Below are 18,986 nucleotides of genomic sequence, written 5' to 3' on the forward strand. Positions count from 1 at the left end.
CGGTTTTGAAGGAGTTGGATTTAGACGAGCTTAGACAACGTATCGTCAGTGGTGTCGACTACCAGCAAACCAGCACGCAAACCCGGCTTCACCGTCGCATTCGGAAACACGAGACGTTCTTCCTCATGACGCACGGTATAGCGATAATCACCATCGCGCGCGAGCAGCGTGTCTTTCGCGAACGGCGTGAAGTTCGCGACATCCGCCGCCACCAGCAATTCGAACGCATCGCTTTGCTTGGTGAGCTGATCGATCACGGTGAACACGCGTGGCAACTGCGCTGACGCGTTGCCATGCGTGCCTGCCAGCAGATAACGCACCGCTTCATCCGCACCTGAGAAACGCGCGAGATCGTTCTGTCCAAATGGCCGCACCTTGCCGAGTTCGAGCGTGCACGCTTCAGCGCCGCACGCTTGCGCGGTGAAATGCGAATACGTGTTTCCCTTCGTGGTGTGCAACAGCACCGCACTGATACGTGCTTCGCCGAGCCATTCGAACATTGCGCGCGAGAACGGCTTGCCGGTATGCGGCAGCAACGCAAATTGCTCGAAAGCCGATGCGCGAATCGCCGTATGCATGTCGATATGCCAGCGCTCGCCGGGCGCGTTCGAGTCAGAAGCCGAACCCGAACCCACGAAAAACCGCACCGCAGCCTGCTCCAGCGCAGCGGCACGCGGCGCTTCATAACTCTGCGGCACTTGCAAATGCCGCCCGCTAAACAACCGGTTCAAATCGTCGTCGCGATAACGACACGCGTCCCGCATAGCATCGACATTGCCGAGAATCACCAGCAAGCGGCAAGTCAACGCGGCGGCGCCATGCGCGATATCGCGCACCAGAAACGACAGCAATTCGATCGGCGCCGTTTCATCGCCATGCACACCCGCCGACACCAGCACGCTGCGCATCGCGCCCTGCCCTTGCGCGGCGGGTTCGATCAACAACACGCCGTCATCCAGCCACGACCAACGCGCGCCACTCGCACACACGCCCTGCGTTTCATTCGCGGCAGGCCGCGCGCCCGCTAGCGTGTAAGCGAGAAAATCGTCGAGCATGGCGACCGGCATACCGTGCTCAGCGCTGGAAGTCATACAGCGAACCCAGACCGAGAATCTGCGTCAGCTCGTCGAGCGCGGTGCGCGACTCGTGAAGCAGATGCGGATCGGTCAGATCGGACGGCGCGAGACGGTCGCGATAGTGCTTCTCGATCCACGCATCCAGACGGCCGAACAGCGTGTCGTTGATCCACACACCCGGCGTCACGGCCGCGCGCTCCTCGTCGTTCAGCACCACCCGCAGACGCAAACACGCCGGGCCGCCGCCGTTCTTCATGCTCTCGCGCAGATCGAATATGAGCACGTCGTCGATCGGGCCGGTGTGCGACGTCAGATCGTCGAGGTACGCGGCCACGCGCGCATTCTCTCGGCATTCCTGCGGCACCACCAGCACCTGCTTGCCGTCGGGACGCGTCAGCAACTGGCTGTTGAACAGATACGACGTGACGGCATCGGACACGTTCACTTGCGCGTCGGGCACTTCGATCACGTTGAAGTCAGCCTTGAAACCCAGCAGCTTCGAGCGCAACTCGTCGTACACCGCGCTCTGGTCGACGAACGCCAGTTGATGACAGAACAGCGTATTGCGATTGCCCACCGCGATCACGTCGTTATGGAACACGCCCGCATCGATCACGTCCGGGTTCTGCTGCGCATACACCGTGGCCGCCTCCTCGAGACCATGACGATGCGCGACCGCACGGCTCGCCTCGAACGTCTGGCGCGCCGGGAAACGCTTCGGCTCCGGCCCGCGACGATACTCGCTGCGGCCATACACGAAGAATTCGACGCCACGTGTGCCGTATTCCGAGCAGAAGCGCGTGTGATTCGCCGCGCCTTCGTCGCCGAGCGCGGGCGTGCCGGGCAGCGCCTCGTGCACCGCGAAACGGTCGGCGTCACTGAACATCGCGCGCAACGTACGGCGCGTCGATTCGTGCTCGATCGCGCGATGCAGCTTGCTGCACAGATTGGCCGGCGTGAAATGCACGCGGCCGTCCTGCGTATCGGCGGACGGGCTCACGGTCGCCGCATTCGCGGTCCACATGGCCGACGCCGAACTTGCCGCCGCCAGCAACTCGGGCGCGTCTTTCGCGACGCGCGCGATCACCGTGGCGTCGTCGCCGGAGAAGCCGAGTTCACGCAGCAGACGCATCGACGGACGCTCCTGCGGCGGCAACACGCCCTGATGGAAACCGAGGTCGGCGAGTTGCTTCATCTTGCGCAGACCCTGCTTCGCGGCCGCCTTCGGATTCGCTACCGACTTCTCGTTGTTCTGCGACGCGACGTTGCCGAACGACAGTCCCGCGTAGTTGTGGGTCGGGCCGACCAGGCCGTCGAAATTGGCTTCAGTGGCTTGCATCGTCGATCCTTAGAATTGGAGGCCCGGCGAGACGCTCGCGGGCATTTGCAGTTGCGCGCTTTCGACGGAAGCCATCGGGAACGCGCAGTAGTCGGCGGCGTAATACGCGCTCGGCCGATGGTTGCCGGAGCGGCCCGGACCGCCGAACGGCGCACCGGAAGACGCCCCATTGGTCGGCCGGTTCCAGTTGACGATACCGGCGCGGATGGTGCGCTGGAAATGCGTCCACAGAGCTTCGTCGTCGGCGAGCAGGCCCGCGGAGAGACCGAACTCGGTGTCGTTGGCTTTGTCGAGCGCTTCATCGAAGCTGCCGTAGCGGATGATTTGCGCGAGCGGGCCGAAGTGCTCTTCGTCGGGCAGGTTCTTGACATTGGTCACGTCGAGAATCGCGGGCGTGACGAAGCCGAGGTTAGGATCGCGCTGCTCCATTTTAAGCAGGGCGGTCGCGCCGTCCGCGAGCAAACGTTCCTGCGCGGCGACGAGACGCGAAGCCGCACGCGCCGAAATCACCGCGCCCATGAACGGCTGCGGATCGGCGTTGTATTCGCCCACGGTAATGCGCGCGGTGACTTCGGTGAGACGCGCGAGGAAGCGATCGCCGAACGCGTCGTTCGGCACGAAAATCCGCCGTGCGCAGGTGCAGCGCTGCCCTGCCGACAGAAACGCCGACTGGATCGTGTGGTGCACAGCGGCGTCGACATCGGCCACCGGTCCGATCACGAGCGGATTGTTGCCGCCCATCTCCAGCGCCAGCACGATCTCCGGGCGGCCGCCGAACTGCTTGTGCAGCAACGTGCCGGTATCCGAGCTGCCGGTAAAGAACAGGCCGTCGATCTGCCGATGATTCGCCAGCGCAATACCGGTATCTTTCTCGCCTTGCACGAGGTTCAGCACACCCGACGGTAAGCCCGCATCGCGCCAGATCTGCACGGTCAGCGCGGCGACAGCGGGCGCCAACTCGGACGGTTTGAACACGACCGCATTACCCGCGATCAACGCCGGCACGATATGTCCGTTCGGCAAATGGCCCGGAAAGTTATACGGCCCAAACACCGCCACCACGCCATGCGGACGATGCCGCAACACGGCGGTGCCGTCGGCCATGGCGGAGCGCTTCTCGCCGGTGCGTTCGTTATAGGCCTGAATCGAAATCTCGACCTTGGCGGCCATCGACGCCGCTTCGGTACGCGCTTCCCACAACGGCTTGCCCGTCTCGCGACCAATCGCTTCGGCCAGCGCTTCCTTGCGTTCGGTCACGAGTGCAGCGAAGCGACGCACCACGCCGCAACGCTCGTCGAGGCTCAATGCCGACCACGCGGCGAACGCGCGGCGCGCGCTACGCACGGCGCGATCGACGTCGTCCGCCGACGCGCTATGACCTTCCCTCACCGTCGCGCCCGTACCGGGGTTACGCGACGCGAAAACGGGTCCTGTGCCGGCGGCCCATTCGCCGTCGATGAAAAGCTCGCTCATGATCATCCTTGTTTGTGTTTCTGCGGCAGCACGCGCACGAGGTCGCCTGCCTTGACGTCGAGCGCGGCGGCTTCGGCGGCGCTCAGGCGGAACACGCCGTCCTGCGGCACGCCCGCCACCACGCCGACGCGAAAATCGCCGAGCGACGTGTTCGATACCATCGACTTCGGCCCATCCTTCAACGCGTCCGAAGTCGTGGCGGCGATTTCAACCGGCACCAGCACGCTCTCGCGCACCGTGCGCAAGTCGGCGATATGGCATTCGAGCACCGGACCGGCGTCGAAAATATCGACGTGATTCTCGTAACGCAGCCCTTCCGTTTCGAGCATGCGGCGTGCCGGAATCGTGTCGTTGTGCGTGAGACCGACGCAGTCCTGCGCCTCTTGCGGCAGCAACTCGACATACACCGGATAGCGCGGCATCAGCTCGGCGAGAAACGCCTTGCGGCCGTGCGAACTCAGATAATCCGCCGCGTTGAAATCGATCTGATAGAAATGCGAGCCGACCGCACGCCAGAACGGCGACGTGCCTTCGGCATCGAAATGACCGCGCAATTCCGCGCACAGACGCTGCGGAAACCGCTCGCGAAACTGCGCGAGAAACATGAAGCGCGAGCGCGACAGCAAACCGCCCACTCCGCTCGTGCGATAACGCGGGCTCAGGAACAGCGAGCAGACTTCGGCGTAACCCGTCAGGTCGTGCGAGATGTTCAGCGCGCGCATCCGCGTCCAGATGCCGAGGTCCTGGCTCGCGTGCACCACCGTGCTCACGCGATAGTTGTAGAACGGCTGTTGCAGACCGACCGCCGTTTCGATGCCGCACACGCCGGCCACGTCGCCGGTATCGGTGTCTTCCATCACGAAGAAGTAGCCGGCTTCATGCGGCTCGGCCTTGTCTTCCATCGTGCGGCGCGCGCGTTCCACCCGCGCCGCCAGCGCGTCGCGATCCGGCTTGAAGGTGGTGAGACCCGGGCCGGTTTCCTGCGCGAGCCGCATTAGCGCGTCCACATCGCCTCGTTGCACAACGCGAACGACGATCATTGTGCGTCTCCCCTATGTTCATCCTGATTCGGCGCGTGCAGCGGCACGCAGCGCACCGCGTCGCCCTCGGTCACGCCGAGCGCGACGCGCGCCGCGTGCGGCAATGCCGCGCTGCGGGTCTTTTCAACTGCGTGGCCCGCTGCGTTATCCACCGCATTGCCCGCCGCCAGCTCGCCGAGCACGCAACGGAATTCGCCGTCGGCGCCGTTATGGGCGATCAGATACGTCGACCCGCTCGCCGCAGCGGCCGCGTCGTGCACCACGCGCGTTTCGTTGCGCGTGACACAGGCGCTGCGATCCACCTGCGCGGTCAGCACTGGGCCCGCATCGAAAATATCGATGTAGCGGTCGGTCTCGAAGCCTTCTTCCTGATGAATCTCATACGCGAGCAAGGCCTTCGAATCCGGCTCGCCGAGCACGCGTTGCGCCGCTTCCGGCAGCAACGGAACATACACGGGATACGTAGGCATCACTTCGGCGATAAACGTGCGGCTACGGCCGCCCGATTCAATTTCGATGTCCGCGAAATCGCGGCCGAAGAACTTACGCCCCACTGCTTCCCAGAACGGCGACACGCCGTGCTCGTCGGTAACGCCAAGCAGCAGCGAAAACACCTCGGACGTGAAGCGCTTGCGATTCGCCGCGATGTACATCATCCGCGCGCGCGACATCAGATGCGCGGCGGCGTCGCCGCGCAACGAAGGATCGATGTAGTAGCCGGCGAGCCGGCTTTTACCGGTCAGTTCATGCGACATGGTCAGCGCGTGAATCTTGCGATTCACGTGCAGCTCGCGCGACGCATGAATCAGCGCGTCGTTGCGAAACGCGTAGAACGGGTCCGAATAACCGGCCGCGGCGACGATGCTCGCCGTGCCCATCAGCTTGCCGGTTTGGCCGTCTTCGAGCACGAACAGATAGAACTCCTCGCCCGGAAAATCGACGTCCGCGCGAAACGAGTCTTCCGACAACGCGATGCGCGCTTCGAGCGCGCCCCGGTCGTGCGGTAGCGAATGCAGCACCGGTTGCGCGGTGCGCGCCATCTGTTCGAGCGCGTCGAGATCGGCGAGGCGGCTGGGGCGTACGAAGAGCATCATCGTTCCTGTTGAATGTGACGCAGGATGCCGTGCTTGTAGCTCGTCATCGGTCTTGCGCAAAAAATCACTTCGACGCTGCCTCGGCCTCGGTGCCGGCAATCGCTTCGATCGCCTTCGCCAGACGCGCGAAGCCTTCGTTCATATCGTCGAGCGGCATGACCAGCGACGGCACGAAACGCAGCACGTCCGGCCCCGCCATCAGCATGATCACGCCATGCTGACCGGCAGCAGTGACGAAATCTTTCGCGCGGCCCTTGAAGGCGTCGGTCAATTCAGCGCCGATCAGTAGGCCTTTACCGCGCACTTCCTTGAACAGACCAAAGCGCTCGTTGAGCTTCGCGAGGTGGCCCTTCAGCGCGTCGCTGCGCGTACGCACGCCTTCCAGCAGCTTCGGGTCGCTGATCAACTCGACGACCTTCTCCGCGATAGCCGCGCCCAGCGGATTGCCGCCGTACGTCGTGCCGTGCACGCCGACCTTGAAATGCGCGGCCAGTTCGTTCGTGGTCAGCATCGCGCCGATCGGGAAACCGTTGCCGAGCGCCTTCGCGGTGGTCAGGATGTCCGGCGTCACGCCGCTTTCCTCGTACGCGTAGAAGTAGCCGCTGCGGCCCACCCCCGTTTGTACCTCGTCAAAAATCAGCAGGGCGCCGTGCGCGTCGCACGCTTCGCGCAGTGCTTTCAGGAACGCCGGATCCGCCGGGATCACGCCGCCTTCGCCCTGAATCGGCTCGACGATCACTGCGCAGGTTTGCGCGCCGATCGCTTTCTTCGCCGCTTCGATATCGTTGTACGGCAAATGGACGATGCCCTGCGGCACCGGGCCGAAGCCTTCCGAGTACTTCGGCTGACCGCCCACGCTCACGGTGAAGAACGTGCGGCCATGGAACGACTGCGTGAACGAGATGATCTCGATCTTGTCGGCGCCATGACGCTCGAACGCGACGCGGCGTGCCAGCTTCAGCGCGGCTTCGTTCGCTTCCGCGCCCGAGTTGGCGAAGAACGCGCGGTCGGCGAAGGTCAGGTCTTCGAGACGTTTGGCGAGGCGCAGCACCGGTTCGTTGGTGTAGCCGTTGCCGATGTGCCACAGCTTGCCGCCCTGCTCGTGCAGCACCTTCAGCAGTTCGGGATGGGCATGACCGAGCGCGGTGACGGCAATGCCGCCGGCGAAGTCGATATAGTCGCGGCCTTGCGTATCCCAGACGCGTGAGCCGAGACCGCGATCCGGCACGAAGGCAGCGGGCGAAAACACCGGCACCATCACTTCGTCAAAGGTCTGGCGTGTCACTGTCAGGTCGTTCATGGCAAATCCTCGTTACAGGTGAGAGGTAATACAGGTAGTGTAGGAAACCGTAAGCGAACCGTCTTGCGCATACGCGACGCTTTCTATGAGCTTCCGTACGCGGCGGTTTGCTTTCAATCCGCCTGATCCGGCCGTTCGATCAGCGCGCCCGGCCGCGGTTCGCTGGCCGCCGCGCCGCTCGCGCCGGTCTGCTTGTCGATCCAGTTACGACGATCCTCGCGGGGCGTGACATCAAAACGTTCGCGGTACGCATTCGAAAAGTGCGCCGCCGACGAAAACCCGCACGCGAGGCTGATCTGCACCACCGATTTACTGGTGCGCTGCAACTGCGTGCGCGCTTTGGACAGCCGCAAGCCCAGATAGTATTTGGACGGCATCGAGCCGAGATACTGGCGAAACAGCCGCTCCAACTGTCGCCGCGACACGCCCACCAGATTCGCGATGTCGTCGGTGGTCAGTGGGTCTTCGATATTCGCTTCCATCAGCATCAGCGCGTCGTTCAAACGCGGATGCCGTTCGCCCGGCGCGGTCACGAACGGAATGCGCTGCCGCTCCTCGCCCGCGCGCAACACGCCGACGCCGAGCGTATCGGCAATCCGCTCGGCCAGTTCGGGACCGTGCTCGCGGCCGATCATCGCCAGCATGAAGTCAACGGTCGCCTGGCCGCCCGCGCAAGTGGCGCGATCGCGGTCGATTTCAAAAATCTGCTGGGTGACGATGGAGCGCTCGAACTGCTCGGAGAACTGCTGATAGGTTTCCCAGTTGACGCTCACGCGATAGCCGGATAACTGCCCCGCCATGGCGAGCCACCACACGCCGTGATGAATTCCCGTGACGAGCGGCGTGCGCTGTCCGACGCGCGACAGACTGGCGAGAAACAGGCGGTAGTCGGCGAACTGCTGAAACCGTTCGCTGACGATAATCAACCAGTCGCACGACACCGCGTCGCCGAACGCGGCGTCGGCGGGCCACTGCGCGCCGCCTGCCAGCGGCACCGCGCGGCCGTCCCACGAACAGACCTGCACGCGGTACAGCGCGCGGCCGTCGATCTCGTTGGCGAGATTGAGCGCGTCGACGATCGGCCCGACGCCCGACATCGACACGGGCGGCAAGGCGACGATGGCGACCTGGGTGGTGCGGGCCGGGCTGGACGTGCGAGCCATCAAGTGAAGCGGCGCGAGCCGCGCGTTACTTCAGACTGCCGGACAGGAACTGCTTGAGCCGTTCGCTGCGCGGCGTGGTGAGCACGTCGGCGGGCAAGCCTTCTTCTTCGGTGCGGCCTTGATGCAGGAACATCACATGGTTCGACACGTTGCGCGCGAAACCCATTTCGTGCGTGACGACGATCATCGTGCGGCCTTCTTCGGCGAGCTTCTGCATGACCTTCAGCACTTCGCCGACCAGTTCGGGATCGAGCGCCGAGGTGGGCTCGTCGAACAGCATCACGTCCGGATTCATGGCGAGCGCCCGGGCAATCGCCACGCGCTGCTGCTGACCGCCCGACAGATGCGACGGATACTGTTTTTCCAGACGCGGCGCGAGACCGACCTTTTCGAGGTACTCTCGCGCGCGCTCTTCGGCTTCGCGACGCGACATGCCGAGCACGTGAATCGGCGCTTCGACGATGTTCTCGATCACGTTCATGTGCGCCCACAAGTTGAAGTGCTGGAACACCATCGCGAGTTTCGTGCGGATGCGTTGCAGCTGCTTGTGATCGGCAACTTCCAGATTGCCGGCGCGGTCGGCTTTGGTCTTGACCGTTTCGCCGTCCACAACGATCTGCCCCGCGTTCGGCCGTTCGAGAAAGTTGATGCAGCGCAGGAAGGTACTCTTGCCCGACCCGCTCGCGCCGATGATGCTGATCACGTCGCCCTTGTTCGCGTTCAACGAAACGCCCTTGAGCACTTCGTTGTCGCCGTAGCGCTTGTGGATGTCCTGTACGGCGAGCTTGCAAGCTTCGGTTTGAGTCGTGTGGAGCAAGATGCTCTCCCTTTGAAAATACGGATCAGTCTTCGACGGCGCTCAACCACTGCGATGCACTGAGCGCCCGATGCCAATGTTGCACGATCAGATCAAGGCACGCCGCAGATCAGTGCGTGCGCACCGCCAGGTAACCCAGCCAATGACGCTCGGCACGGCGGAACAGGGCCACCAGCGCGAACGACACCACCAGGTAAATCAGCGCCGCGAGGCCGAACGAGTCGAACGAGCGATACGTGGCCGAATTCGCGTCGCGCGCCACCTTCAGAATGTCCGGCACCGTGGCCGTGAAGGCGACCGTGGTGGCGTGCAGCATCAGGATCACTTCGTTACTGTACAACGGCAGTGCCCGGCGCAGCGCGGACGGTATCACAATGCGCCGGTACATCGTGAACCAGCTCATGCCGTAGGCGCGCGCCGCTTCCACTTCGCCGTGCGAGGTCGAACGGATCGCGCCGGCGAAAATCTCGGTGGTGTACGCGCAGGTGTTCAACGCGAAGGCCAGAATCGCGCAGTGAAAACCGCTGCGGAAAAACGCGTCCAGCAACTCATGCGAGCGCACGAATTCAAGGCTGTACATGCCGGTATAGATCAACAACAGTTGCACGTACAACGGCGTGCCGCGAAACACGTAGGTGTAGAGACGCACCGGCGTCGACAGCCAGCGATTCTTCGACACGCGTGCCACCGCCAGCGGAATCGCCCCGAAAAAGCCGATCCCGACCGACGCCACCAGCAGCCACAACGTCACCGCGAGGCCCGACAGACGCTGGCCGTCCCAGTACAGAAACGCGCGCCAGAATTGATTGAGAATGTCGATCATGGTCTTAGAGCTCCGCGTGGCGCACGCCGGTCGAATAGCGCTTTTCCAGCCAGATCAGCACGAGGTTCGACACAGTGGTAATCGCCAGATAGATGGCCGCGGCGATCAGGATGAAGAAAAACATGTTGAAGGTGCTTTTGCCGGCGTCCTGCGCCGCCTTGACCACGTCGGCGAGACCGATGATCGACACCAGCGCCGTCGCCTTGACCAGCACCTGCCAGTTGTTGCCGATGCCCGGCAGCGCGAAACGCATCATCTGCGGAAACAGGATGCGGGTGAACACGCGCGCGCCGCTCATGCCGAACGCACTGCCCGCTTCGAGCTGGCCGCGCGGCACGGCGAGAAACGCGCCGCGAAAGGTCTCGGTGAAGTACGCGCCGTAGATGAAGCCGAGCGTCAGCACGCCGGCCACGAACGGATCGATGTCGAACTGCGGCAGATTCAACGCGTCGGTGAGGTTGTTGACCGCGATCTGGATGCTGTAGAACAACAGCAGCATCAGCACGAGATCGGGCACCGAGCGGATCAGCGTCGTATAGCCGGTCGCGATGGCCCGCAGCGGGCGATTGAAGGAGAGTTTCGCCGCCGCGCCCGCGAGGCCGAGCAGCACGGCGGCCACCAGCGACAGGACGGACAGCTCGATCGTCTGGATCGTGCCGGCCAGCAACACCGGACCAAAGCCGTATAGGAACACGCGTGTCTCCATCCAGGTTGATTGAGGATGTGCTGGACGGCGTCGGCAACTCGTTCCATCCGCTTGCCCGACGCACTCAGCATGGCGCGGAGTCTCCCAAGCGAAAATTAATTGCTCAATTGGTGCGGGGGTGGCGTGTTGCGACGCAACATTGCATCGTTTGCCGGGTGGGAGCGCTGGCAGCGCTTGGTTTTGCAGGGAATATGTTGTTGTAAGGCGCGGCGCGGGCGGTGGGCGCCGCCGCGATTTAGCAAGTTTCGGGTCGCTTTTTCGATAGACGCGGTGCGGCCGGTGCGGTCGGAATTGGGCGGCCCGGTGTCGCTGAACGTGCCGGAGCGAGTCGGAACGCACCTGAGCGCGCCCGAGCGCCCCTGGGCCCTTCAGTCCATTCCCAACCGCGACCGGATTGCCGGCAGCATGTGTTCGACCGCCGCCCGCCCTTCTTCTATTGCCGGCCCCGCGCGATGAAAGTCGAAGATCCCCATGCCGCCCAGCCGCGGCTGGATCAGAATGTCCGCAGGCTCACCGGCCAGCCGGCTGCGCGTAATACGCACCTGCATGATGTCGATGCTTTGCGCGATCGAACTCAGCATCGACGGCACGCGTGCGCTCGGCGCGGGCGGCACGCGCACGTCGCGAGTGACGGGCGTGTCGGGCGGTGCGAGCCAACGCGGCCACGGCTTGCCGTTACGACGCAGCGCGATCGGCGGCGGCGCGTCCGGATCGATGGCGGGTGTGTCGACCACCGCGCCGCCGAAGTCGCGGCCATTCAAAATGTCGTTGTTCAGATCCACCGCGATCACGCAGTCCGCGCGCATGCCGCGCGCGACCGACACCGGCACCGGATTGCTCAAACCGCCGTCCACCAGCCACACACCGTTGTGAAAGACCGGTGTGAAAATGCCCGGAATCGCAATCGACGCGCGCACCGCGTCGGACACGCTGCCGTCCTGCAACCAGGTCTCGCGGCCGCTATCGAGTTCGGTCGCGACCGCCGCGAACGGCATGTTCAGTTGCGCGATCGAGCAGCCGTTGAATTTGTCCGCGAAGAGCTTGACCACTTTGCGTCCGCCGAGCAGGCCGCCCGAAAAACGCAGATCGAGCAGGCGCACCACGGTCTGCCAGGTGAGCCGCGAGACCCATTCCTCCAGCCAGTCCAGGTCGCCGTTCGCGTAGACCGCGCCGACCAGCGCGCCGATCGACGTGCCGCACACCACGTCTGGCTTGATGCCCGCGTCGTGCAGCGCGCGAATCGCGCCGATATGCGCCCAGCCGCGCGCGGCGCCGCCCCCCAACACCAGCCCGATACGGGTGTATTGACGTCGACGTATCATTTTTTGCCCCGTCTGTTGTCGTCTAGCGCCCGCGAATCACGTCGGAGCGCGATGTCGTATAAACCTTGTGAAACTCGTCGAAGTGCACGTTGAAGATACCTTCTTCGGTCACGCCGCGCTCGCGCCACTTCCAGCTCCACACCGTCTCCGGCTTGAGCGGAAAGACCGCGACCTGGCCCGGCTTGCCGAGCAGGCGGCGCACTTCGTCTTCGCTCATGCCGATGTGAATCTTCGCGAAGTTGGCGGCGGTCAGCACTTGCGTGATGGCCTGCAATTTACCGTCACGATCGATATCGACCATATACGTGTTCAAGCCTTCCGGGCCGCGCGGATATTCAAAGCGTTTCGAACCGTCGGTGAAAGTGCGCTCGGTTTCCGGCTTGCCCATCTGGTCGCGGATTTGCGCTTCGGTCGTGACGCCCGGCGTCATGTCTTTCAGCAGCAACGCGTCGGGTTTGACGGCGTTGAAGAATGCCTTGAGTTTTTGCACGGCCTGGTCGCTCTGTTGTTGGTCGCAGCCGGTCAACGCGACGCACGCGGCCAGCATGACGGCAATTAGCGGTTTGAGACTCACAGCGGATTTCCTGTACCGATGCGGCGGCGTAACGGTCCGCATCGCGGTGGGTGTTGTGTAGGGTGTACTACAGGATAACCGCGTGCGGAGAAAACCGCGAGCGGGGTGGGTTGTGGGATGTTTGCGCGCGCCGCGCCGCAGCACGCAAAAAAGGCGACGCTGTGCAAAGCGTCGCCGACGGTCGATACGGTCAACCGGGAAAATCAATGCGGACAATGCAGCGACGGCCAGGCCGCCGGCATCAAAGCGCCGTTGCCGCGGCACGACGAACGACGAACGACGCGCCAGGGACGACACGCAGCGGTCCGCTCCGAACGTGACGGCGAGCGACCTTAGCCTCTCGCCTTGCGCCAGCGCCGGTGCGACGGACCGCTGCTTGTATGGCCGCCCTGGTCCCTCGATAAGCCTGCCAAGTGCGCTTAATCTAAATGGATTGGCCGGTTTAGACGAGAGCGCGTTTACACCGAATCGGCAGAGGATTCGCAAGCGGCGGCGGCACGACGCGGCCTCACCACGCCGCGCGTTTCAAGCCTGCAAAATCGCGGCGAACCCCGCCCGCCCCACGCCCTGCAGCACCGAATCGTTCTGCGGCGTATGAATCCGCGCGCACAGCACGTCGCGATAGTGACGCTCTAGCGGATTGTCGCGGCTGAGACCGGGGTTGCCGCTCGCCTCGATCGCCCGTTGCACCGCTTCGATCGACTGATTCGTCACCGTGTATTTGACGAGCGGCGCTTCGTCGAGTGCCACCTGCGCGGCTTGCGCGCTCGCGTCGAGCAGCACGCGATTGCTGAACAGCAGCGCGTCGATCTGGCCGAGCGTCTGTTGAAACGCCGGCAAACTCGCGAGCGGCGCACCGAGGCTGCCGGGGCGACGCGTCGAGGCCCACTGCGCGAACCAGTCGCGCGCGGCACGTGCCACGCCGTCGTAAACCGCCGACAACAGCACGCTCATCCACGCGAGTCCGGCCGCGTCGAGTCCGGCGCCCGGCTCGCCCGGCGGATGCACATCCACGGCGTAGGCAGCCGGCACGAACACGTTGTCGAACACCAGTTCGTGACTGCCGGTCGCGCGCATGCCGAGATGATTCCATTCGCTGCCCACGCGCACGCCGGGCGCGTCGCGCGGCACGAGCCACACGCCGACCCGCGGCGGAGTTTCGTCGCTGCGCGCCCATACCGCGAGCCACGTGAGTCCCGGGCTGCCGGTCGAATACAGTTTGCTACCGTCGATCAGCCAGCCATCGCCGCTGCGCTTCGCCACCGTCGACGGCAAGCCGCCGCGCGCCGGCGAACCGAGTTCGGGTTCGACGCGCAGCGAGTTGATCAGCGCGCCATCACGCACCGCTTCACGCGCCACGCGCTCACGCAGTTCGACGGGCCAGTGCGGACTGCACTGCAAGCGAAACTGAAACAGGTACTGCATCACCACGACCAGCGCGGTTGAAGGCTCGCCGCGCGCGACCGCGCGCACGACTTTCAGCGCTTGCGGCAGGCTCGCACCGGCGCCGCCGAGCGATGCCGGCACCGTCAGCGACAGCAGATCGAATTCGTGCAGGCGCGCGAGGTTCGCGTGGGGAAATTCGGCGCTGGCGTCGTAATGCGCGGCGCTCGCGGCGAACTCGCGGGTGAGCTCGGCGAGCAACGCGTCGAAGGCATCGCTATCGAGCGGAGGATGACGCCGCGTCACGGCGCTATCGGCAATCGGGGCATTCATACGGGTACTCCGGCGGGCCGCATCGGGCGGTCGAGGGCGGTCGAGGGCGGTCGAGAATTCAGGGTGAACGGTTGGCACGACGGTCGGGCAGGAAATCGAGCAATTCGTCGCGCAAGCCGTCGAGCAAGCGGCCCAACCTCAAGGCAAAGGAAAACTGCGATCGAAACTCGCGCGTACGTCGAGATGCGCGCGGATCACGTTGGCGGCTTCGTAGGTATCGGCGGTGCGCTGCTGCGCGGCGACGACGCTGTCGTCGATCGCGACCGGATGCACCTGGCCGCGTTGATAGACGGTCTTCAGCACATCGGTCGGCAAGCCGGTGACGCGCGACTGCATCGCCGCGACCTCGTCGGGATGCGAGAGCGCCCAGCGTTGACCGATCGCCACGCGACGCAGGAAGTCCGCGAGTTGTACGCGCTTGTCGGCGATCGCGCGTTCTGTCGCGACCTGATAGCTGAGTCCTTCGGACAGTCCCACGCCGTTCGCGATCAGGCGGTCGTGATCGCGCGCTTCGGCGAGCGCGGTGTACGGGTCCCACACCGACCAGGCATCGACGCTGCCCGACGCGAGCGCCGCTTTCGCATCGGCGGGCGCGAGGAAAACGAAGTTGACGTCGCCCGGTGCAATGCCCGCTTTCTTCAGCGCGGCGAGCGCGAGATAGTGGCCGATCGAGCCGCGCGTCGTCGCGATACGCTTGCCCTTCAAACTCGCGGTGTCGTGCAACGGCGAATGCTCGCTCACGACAATCGCCAGATCCTGTGGATTCGAGCGGGTCGCCGCGACGGCTCGCACTCGCGCGCCCGCTGCGAGCGCGAAAACTAGCGGTGCGTCGCCAAGACCGCCTACGTCGACGGCACCTGCATTCAACGCTTCACCGAGCGGTTGCGCCGCCGGAAAGTTGAACCACTCGATTTTGTACGGCAGGTCTTTCAACTGCCCGGACGCTTCGAGAATGCCGCGCGTTTGCAAAGCCTGATCGCCGACTTTGAGCACCGGCAGATCGGCCGCATACAAAGGCAGCGCGCACAGCATGGCCGACAGTGCGAACACGGCGCGGCCAAGCGGCCTGGACACTATGAGCGGAGCGAGAGAAAAACGGAGAGTCGTCATGGAGGCGTTTGCGTCGAGGTTTAAGCGTTATTGCCGTCGACGATAAGGCCCCTCTCCGTATAAGACAAACGCATTATTCTGCTAAGCAAATATGCGAATTTTCTTCGGCATCGAAGCGTGGATGTGGAACGCTGCGGGTATCATCGACGCCACCGATCCAGCGCGTTTTTACGCGCCATCCCCCTCGCTCAACTCATCATGAAGATCGACGAAATCGACGCCTACGTCACCGTGATTCGCTGTCAGTCGCTGCAACAGGCGGCACTCGCGCTCGGCCTCACGCAACCGGCCATCACACGTCGCCTGCAGAATTTCGAAGAAGCGCTCGGCGTCGAACTGCTCGACCGCAACACGCGGCCATTGAAGGCGACCGCCGCGGGTCGCGTGGTCTACGAACAATGCCGCGTGATCCAGCGCGAACTCGACGTGCTGCGCGAGATCGTCGCCAGCGACACGCCGCCGGTCGGCACGCTGCGGCTGGGCGTCGCGCAGACCATTGCCGATATCGCGCTCGGCGAAGCGATACGCGGTTTGAAAGCGGCTTATCCCGACTTGCAGCCGCGCGCATCGACCGGCTGGGGCAGCCAGTTGTTGCAACGACTCGAACAGGGCGAACTCGACGCCGCCGCGATCCTGTTGCCGGCCAACAAGACCTTCGACGACACGCTCACGGCGCGCTCGCTCGGCCGCGTCAAGCTGGCGGTGGTCGCGCAAAAAGGCCTGCTGAAAAAGCGCGCGCATACGCTGGCGGAATGCCAGTCGATCGGCTGGGTATTGAATCCGGACGGCTGCGGTTTCCGCGACGGCCTGCAACGCACGCTGACGGGTTTGGGGCTGGCGCTGAAGCTCAATCTGGAAACGCTCGGCACCGAGTTGCAATTGCAACTGGTCGCGGACGGCAATGGACTCGGTCTTGTTCCGTTGCCGCTACTTCAGGCCAGTGCTTACGCCGATAAGCTCGATGTCGTATCGATCAGCGACTTCAAGCCGCTGATCGATATCTGGCTCGTGCATCCGCGCGTGCTCGGCAAATTGCAGCAACCGGTGGAGCGCTTTGGCGCGGCAGTCGAACGGCAGTTCAAGGAAAACCGAGGGCAACGCGCGGCCTGAGTCGCGCGTGCGGCGCTCAGGCCTGATCGCGCCAACCCGGGCCGAACCAGACCGACGCGGCCAAACGCGGCCAACGTTCTACTGCTCAAATCACCCGGAACCCATGCGTCCCATCGCGCCCAAGCTGCGCGACGAGACCATACTCCCACTCCAGATACGCATTCATCGCTTCCCGCGCGTTATCGGTGCCTTCATACGGCCGCCGGTAACGATCGATACGCGGCGACGCCAGGCGCGCCTCCCCGTTTTCCAGCGGCAAGCCCGCTTCGATCCACGCCGCCGTGCCGCCGCTCAGCACCTGCACCGGTTTGCCCGTCAACGCCGCCAGCTCGGGCGCGGCAAAACGCGCAAGCGCACTGCTGCCGCACGTCACCACATACCGCTGCGCGGCCGGCAACTTGTGCAATGCGTCGGCGAGTTGCGAGCGGATCACGAACCACGCGCCCGGGATATGTCGCTTCACATAGTTCGCGCTGGTCGTGAAATCCAGCACGACCGTGCCCGGCGTTTGCAACAGCGTGACCAGACCAGCCGGCGTGATTTCATCGGCATCCGGCGGCGTCGGCGCATCGCGTGCGGCAGGCGCCGCGCCTTTCTCGCCGAGGTCCGCGGCCGTCAGGCCGTCCACCACGTACACCTCGACGTTCATCTGCGCGAGCCAGGACGCCGTCATATTGGCGCGCACGCCGTCGTTGTCCGCGAGAATCACGCGCGCGCCGCGCACCGGCGCGAACATGTCGGTCTCCTGCACCAGTTGCCCGCCCGGCGCGCTGCGAAAACCGGGCACGTGGCCCGCTTCGTATTCTTCCGGCGTGCGCACGTCGAAGCGATACACGGTGCGCACCGCTTCGCCGGCCCAGCGCCGCGCTTCGTCGCGCGACGTGCGGCCCACCTTGGCGCAATCCGCGACCGTGCGCGCGGCATCGGCGGCGGCGAGGCGCAGCTTGTCGTCGGCGATCGGTTCGAAACGTCGCGCGCTGCCGTGCGCGAGCGCCTGCCCCGCGAGCGTCCAGCCGATCGTGCCGTTGCGCAGCGCCGCGACCGGATTCGGCACGCCCGCATTGATCAGCGACTGCGCGCCGATAATGCTGCGCGTGCGCCCCGCGCAATTGACGATAATTCGCGTCGCCGGATCGGGCGCGAGCTGGCGCGCGCGCAACACGAGTTCCGCGCCCGGCACGCTGATGCTGCCGGGAATGTTCATGGTCTGATATTCGTCGAAGCGGCGCGCGTCGAGCACCACCACGTCGGTTTCGTGATCGAGCAGAGCCTGCACCTGCGGCGCCGCCAGCGACGGCGTATGCCGCTCGCTCTCCACCAGTTCGCCGAACGCCTTGCTCGGTGCGTTGACGTCCTGGAACAGTTCGCCGCCGGCTGCTTGCCAGCCTTGCAGGCCGCCTTCGAGTAACGCGACATCGGTATAGCCCAACTCGCGGAAACGCAGCGCGGCGCGTTCGGCGAGTCCTTCGCCCGAATCGAACACGACGATCGGCACCGCGCGACGCGGCAAGCGGACCGGCGCATCGAGTTCGAGTCGCGACAGCGGCAAATTAGCGGCAAACAGCGGATGACTACGCGCGTGCGGATCTTCCTCGCGCACGTCGACGAGCGCGATTTCCTCGCGATCGAGCAATGTGCGGCGCACGTCGTCGAATGATCGGGTACGAAAGTTTGTAACGACACTCATGAGATCGAAGACTCCTTCGAGACATTCCAGATATTCGGTAACACGTCGTTCGAGTAGCCGGAGATGAACGCTTTGCGGCCGCCGCCGGCCGGATAAACCGAACGGCTCACCGCGCCGATATTTGCACCGTACACGTGAATGCTGATCGACGTACGGTCACCAAAAGCATTGCTCACGCGATGGATGTCGCCAATGCCCGGCGAGACCGCATCCACGTCCCCGCGATCGAGGCGTTTGGCCGCGCCCTGCTCCTGCAGCGCGCCATCCGGCGCGATGCGATAAGTCTGTGCAATTTCCGCGCCACGCAGCACGCCGATCAGCCCCCACACGGTGTGATCGTGCACCGGCGTCGCCTGCCCCGGCCCCCATACAAAACTGACGATTGAAAAGCGTTGCCGCGAGTCCGCGTGCAACAGGAACTGCTGATAACGCTCGGGATCGGGCTGCGCGAATGCGTCGGGCAGCCAGTCGTCGTGGGCAATCAGTTCGCGCAATGCGGCGCCGCCGGCGTCGAGCAGGTGCGCTTCGGGCGCGGCTGCGTCGACCAGCGACGCGATCCGGCCGACGAACGCGCGCAGGCGGTCCGGCCTCAGGGCTTGGGTCATCGAATGATCGGAGGATAGGTGGGCGTAAGCC

The 18,986-nt window shown here is 64.4% G+C and carries 17 protein-coding genes; 1 reads left to right on the forward strand and 16 read right to left on the reverse strand.

Annotated elements, in window-relative coordinates:
• Window positions 1-20: 20 nt before the first annotated feature.
• The 14 genes from astE to GGD40_RS05480 form a co-directional block, all read right to left on the reverse strand.
• Window positions 21-1,091 carry a succinylglutamate desuccinylase gene (astE, locus tag GGD40_RS05415; RefSeq protein WP_257030346.1) on the reverse strand — a complete coding sequence of 357 codons (1,071 nt, stop codon included), beginning with the start codon at window positions 1,089-1,091 and terminating at the stop codon, window positions 21-23.
• A complete protein-coding gene (astB, locus tag GGD40_RS05420) occupies window positions 1,075-2,415 on the reverse strand; it encodes an N-succinylarginine dihydrolase (RefSeq protein ID WP_179743026.1) in 1,341 nt (446 codons plus the stop codon). The genes astE and astB overlap by 17 nt, the downstream gene beginning before the upstream one ends.
• A 9-nt stretch (window positions 2,416-2,424) precedes the next feature.
• Window positions 2,425-3,888, reverse strand: a complete 1,464-nt coding sequence (gene astD / locus GGD40_RS05425) for a succinylglutamate-semialdehyde dehydrogenase (protein ID WP_179743027.1) — start codon at window positions 3,886-3,888, stop codon at window positions 2,425-2,427.
• A 2-nt stretch (window positions 3,889-3,890) separates the two neighbouring features.
• On the reverse strand, window positions 3,891-4,928 hold the full coding sequence (gene astA, locus GGD40_RS05430; protein WP_179743028.1) for an arginine N-succinyltransferase: 1,038 nt from the start codon (window positions 4,926-4,928) through the stop codon (window positions 3,891-3,893).
• Complete coding sequence (gene aruF, locus GGD40_RS05435) at window positions 4,925-6,019, reverse strand: arginine/ornithine succinyltransferase subunit alpha (RefSeq protein WP_179744879.1); 1,095 nt, start codon at window positions 6,017-6,019, stop codon at window positions 4,925-4,927. The genes astA and aruF overlap by 4 nt, the downstream gene beginning before the upstream one ends.
• A gap of 67 nt (window positions 6,020-6,086) precedes the next feature.
• Window positions 6,087-7,322 carry an aspartate aminotransferase family protein gene (locus GGD40_RS05440; protein WP_179743029.1) on the reverse strand — a complete coding sequence of 412 codons (1,236 nt, stop codon included), beginning with the start codon at window positions 7,320-7,322 and terminating at the stop codon, window positions 6,087-6,089.
• Window positions 7,323-7,435: 113 nt separating this feature from the next.
• Complete coding sequence (locus GGD40_RS05445) at window positions 7,436-8,485, reverse strand: GlxA family transcriptional regulator (protein ID WP_035551096.1); 1,050 nt, start codon at window positions 8,483-8,485, stop codon at window positions 7,436-7,438.
• Window positions 8,486-8,510: 25 nt separating this feature from the next.
• On the reverse strand, window positions 8,511-9,302 hold the full coding sequence (locus GGD40_RS05450; RefSeq protein ID WP_134960228.1) for an ABC transporter ATP-binding protein: 792 nt from the start codon (window positions 9,300-9,302) through the stop codon (window positions 8,511-8,513).
• Between the two features lie 109 nt (window positions 9,303-9,411).
• The gene (locus GGD40_RS05455) at window positions 9,412-10,125 is read right to left on the reverse strand and encodes an ABC transporter permease (RefSeq protein WP_179705429.1); all 714 of its coding nucleotides are present in this window, start codon (window positions 10,123-10,125) and stop codon (window positions 9,412-9,414) included.
• 4 nt (window positions 10,126-10,129) lie between these two features.
• Complete coding sequence (locus GGD40_RS05460; protein ID WP_179705431.1) at window positions 10,130-10,819, reverse strand: ABC transporter permease; 690 nt, start codon at window positions 10,817-10,819, stop codon at window positions 10,130-10,132.
• A gap of 380 nt (window positions 10,820-11,199) precedes the next feature.
• Window positions 11,200-12,153: a patatin-like phospholipase family protein gene (locus GGD40_RS05465; RefSeq protein WP_179743030.1), complete on the reverse strand. Its 954-nt coding sequence runs from the start codon at window positions 12,151-12,153 to the stop codon at window positions 11,200-11,202.
• A gap of 22 nt (window positions 12,154-12,175) precedes the next feature.
• Window positions 12,176-12,727, reverse strand: coding sequence for a hypothetical protein (locus tag GGD40_RS05470; RefSeq protein WP_179705435.1), 552 nt, complete (start codon window positions 12,725-12,727; stop codon window positions 12,176-12,178).
• A gap of 525 nt (window positions 12,728-13,252) precedes the next feature.
• The gene (locus tag GGD40_RS05475) at window positions 13,253-14,443 is read right to left on the reverse strand and encodes an acyl-CoA dehydrogenase family protein (RefSeq protein WP_179743031.1); all 1,191 of its coding nucleotides are present in this window, start codon (window positions 14,441-14,443) and stop codon (window positions 13,253-13,255) included.
• Between the two features lie 138 nt (window positions 14,444-14,581).
• Window positions 14,582-15,475 (reverse strand): ABC transporter substrate-binding protein, encoded by an 894-nt coding sequence (locus GGD40_RS05480; RefSeq protein WP_257030481.1) that lies wholly within the window; start codon window positions 15,473-15,475, stop codon window positions 14,582-14,584.
• 276 nt (window positions 15,476-15,751) lie between these two features.
• On the opposite strand from GGD40_RS05480, the gene GGD40_RS05485 reads away from it, so the two are divergent.
• Window positions 15,752-16,663: a LysR family transcriptional regulator gene (locus GGD40_RS05485; RefSeq protein WP_179743033.1), complete on the forward strand. Its 912-nt coding sequence runs from the start codon at window positions 15,752-15,754 to the stop codon at window positions 16,661-16,663.
• 85 nt (window positions 16,664-16,748) lie between these two features.
• On the opposite strand, the gene GGD40_RS05490 is transcribed toward GGD40_RS05485, so the two are convergent.
• Both GGD40_RS05490 and GGD40_RS05495 read right to left on the reverse strand, forming a co-directional pair.
• Window positions 16,749-18,350 carry a rhodanese-related sulfurtransferase gene (locus GGD40_RS05490; RefSeq protein WP_179743034.1) on the reverse strand — a complete coding sequence of 534 codons (1,602 nt, stop codon included), beginning with the start codon at window positions 18,348-18,350 and terminating at the stop codon, window positions 16,749-16,751.
• The gene (locus tag GGD40_RS05495; RefSeq protein WP_179743035.1) at window positions 18,347-18,955 is read right to left on the reverse strand and encodes a cysteine dioxygenase family protein; all 609 of its coding nucleotides are present in this window, start codon (window positions 18,953-18,955) and stop codon (window positions 18,347-18,349) included. The genes GGD40_RS05490 and GGD40_RS05495 overlap by 4 nt, the downstream gene beginning before the upstream one ends.
• Between the last annotated feature and the right edge of the window lie 31 nt (window positions 18,956-18,986).

It is taken from the genome of Paraburkholderia bryophila, from assembly GCF_013409255.1.
Lineage (GTDB): Bacteria > Pseudomonadota > Gammaproteobacteria > Burkholderiales > Burkholderiaceae > Paraburkholderia.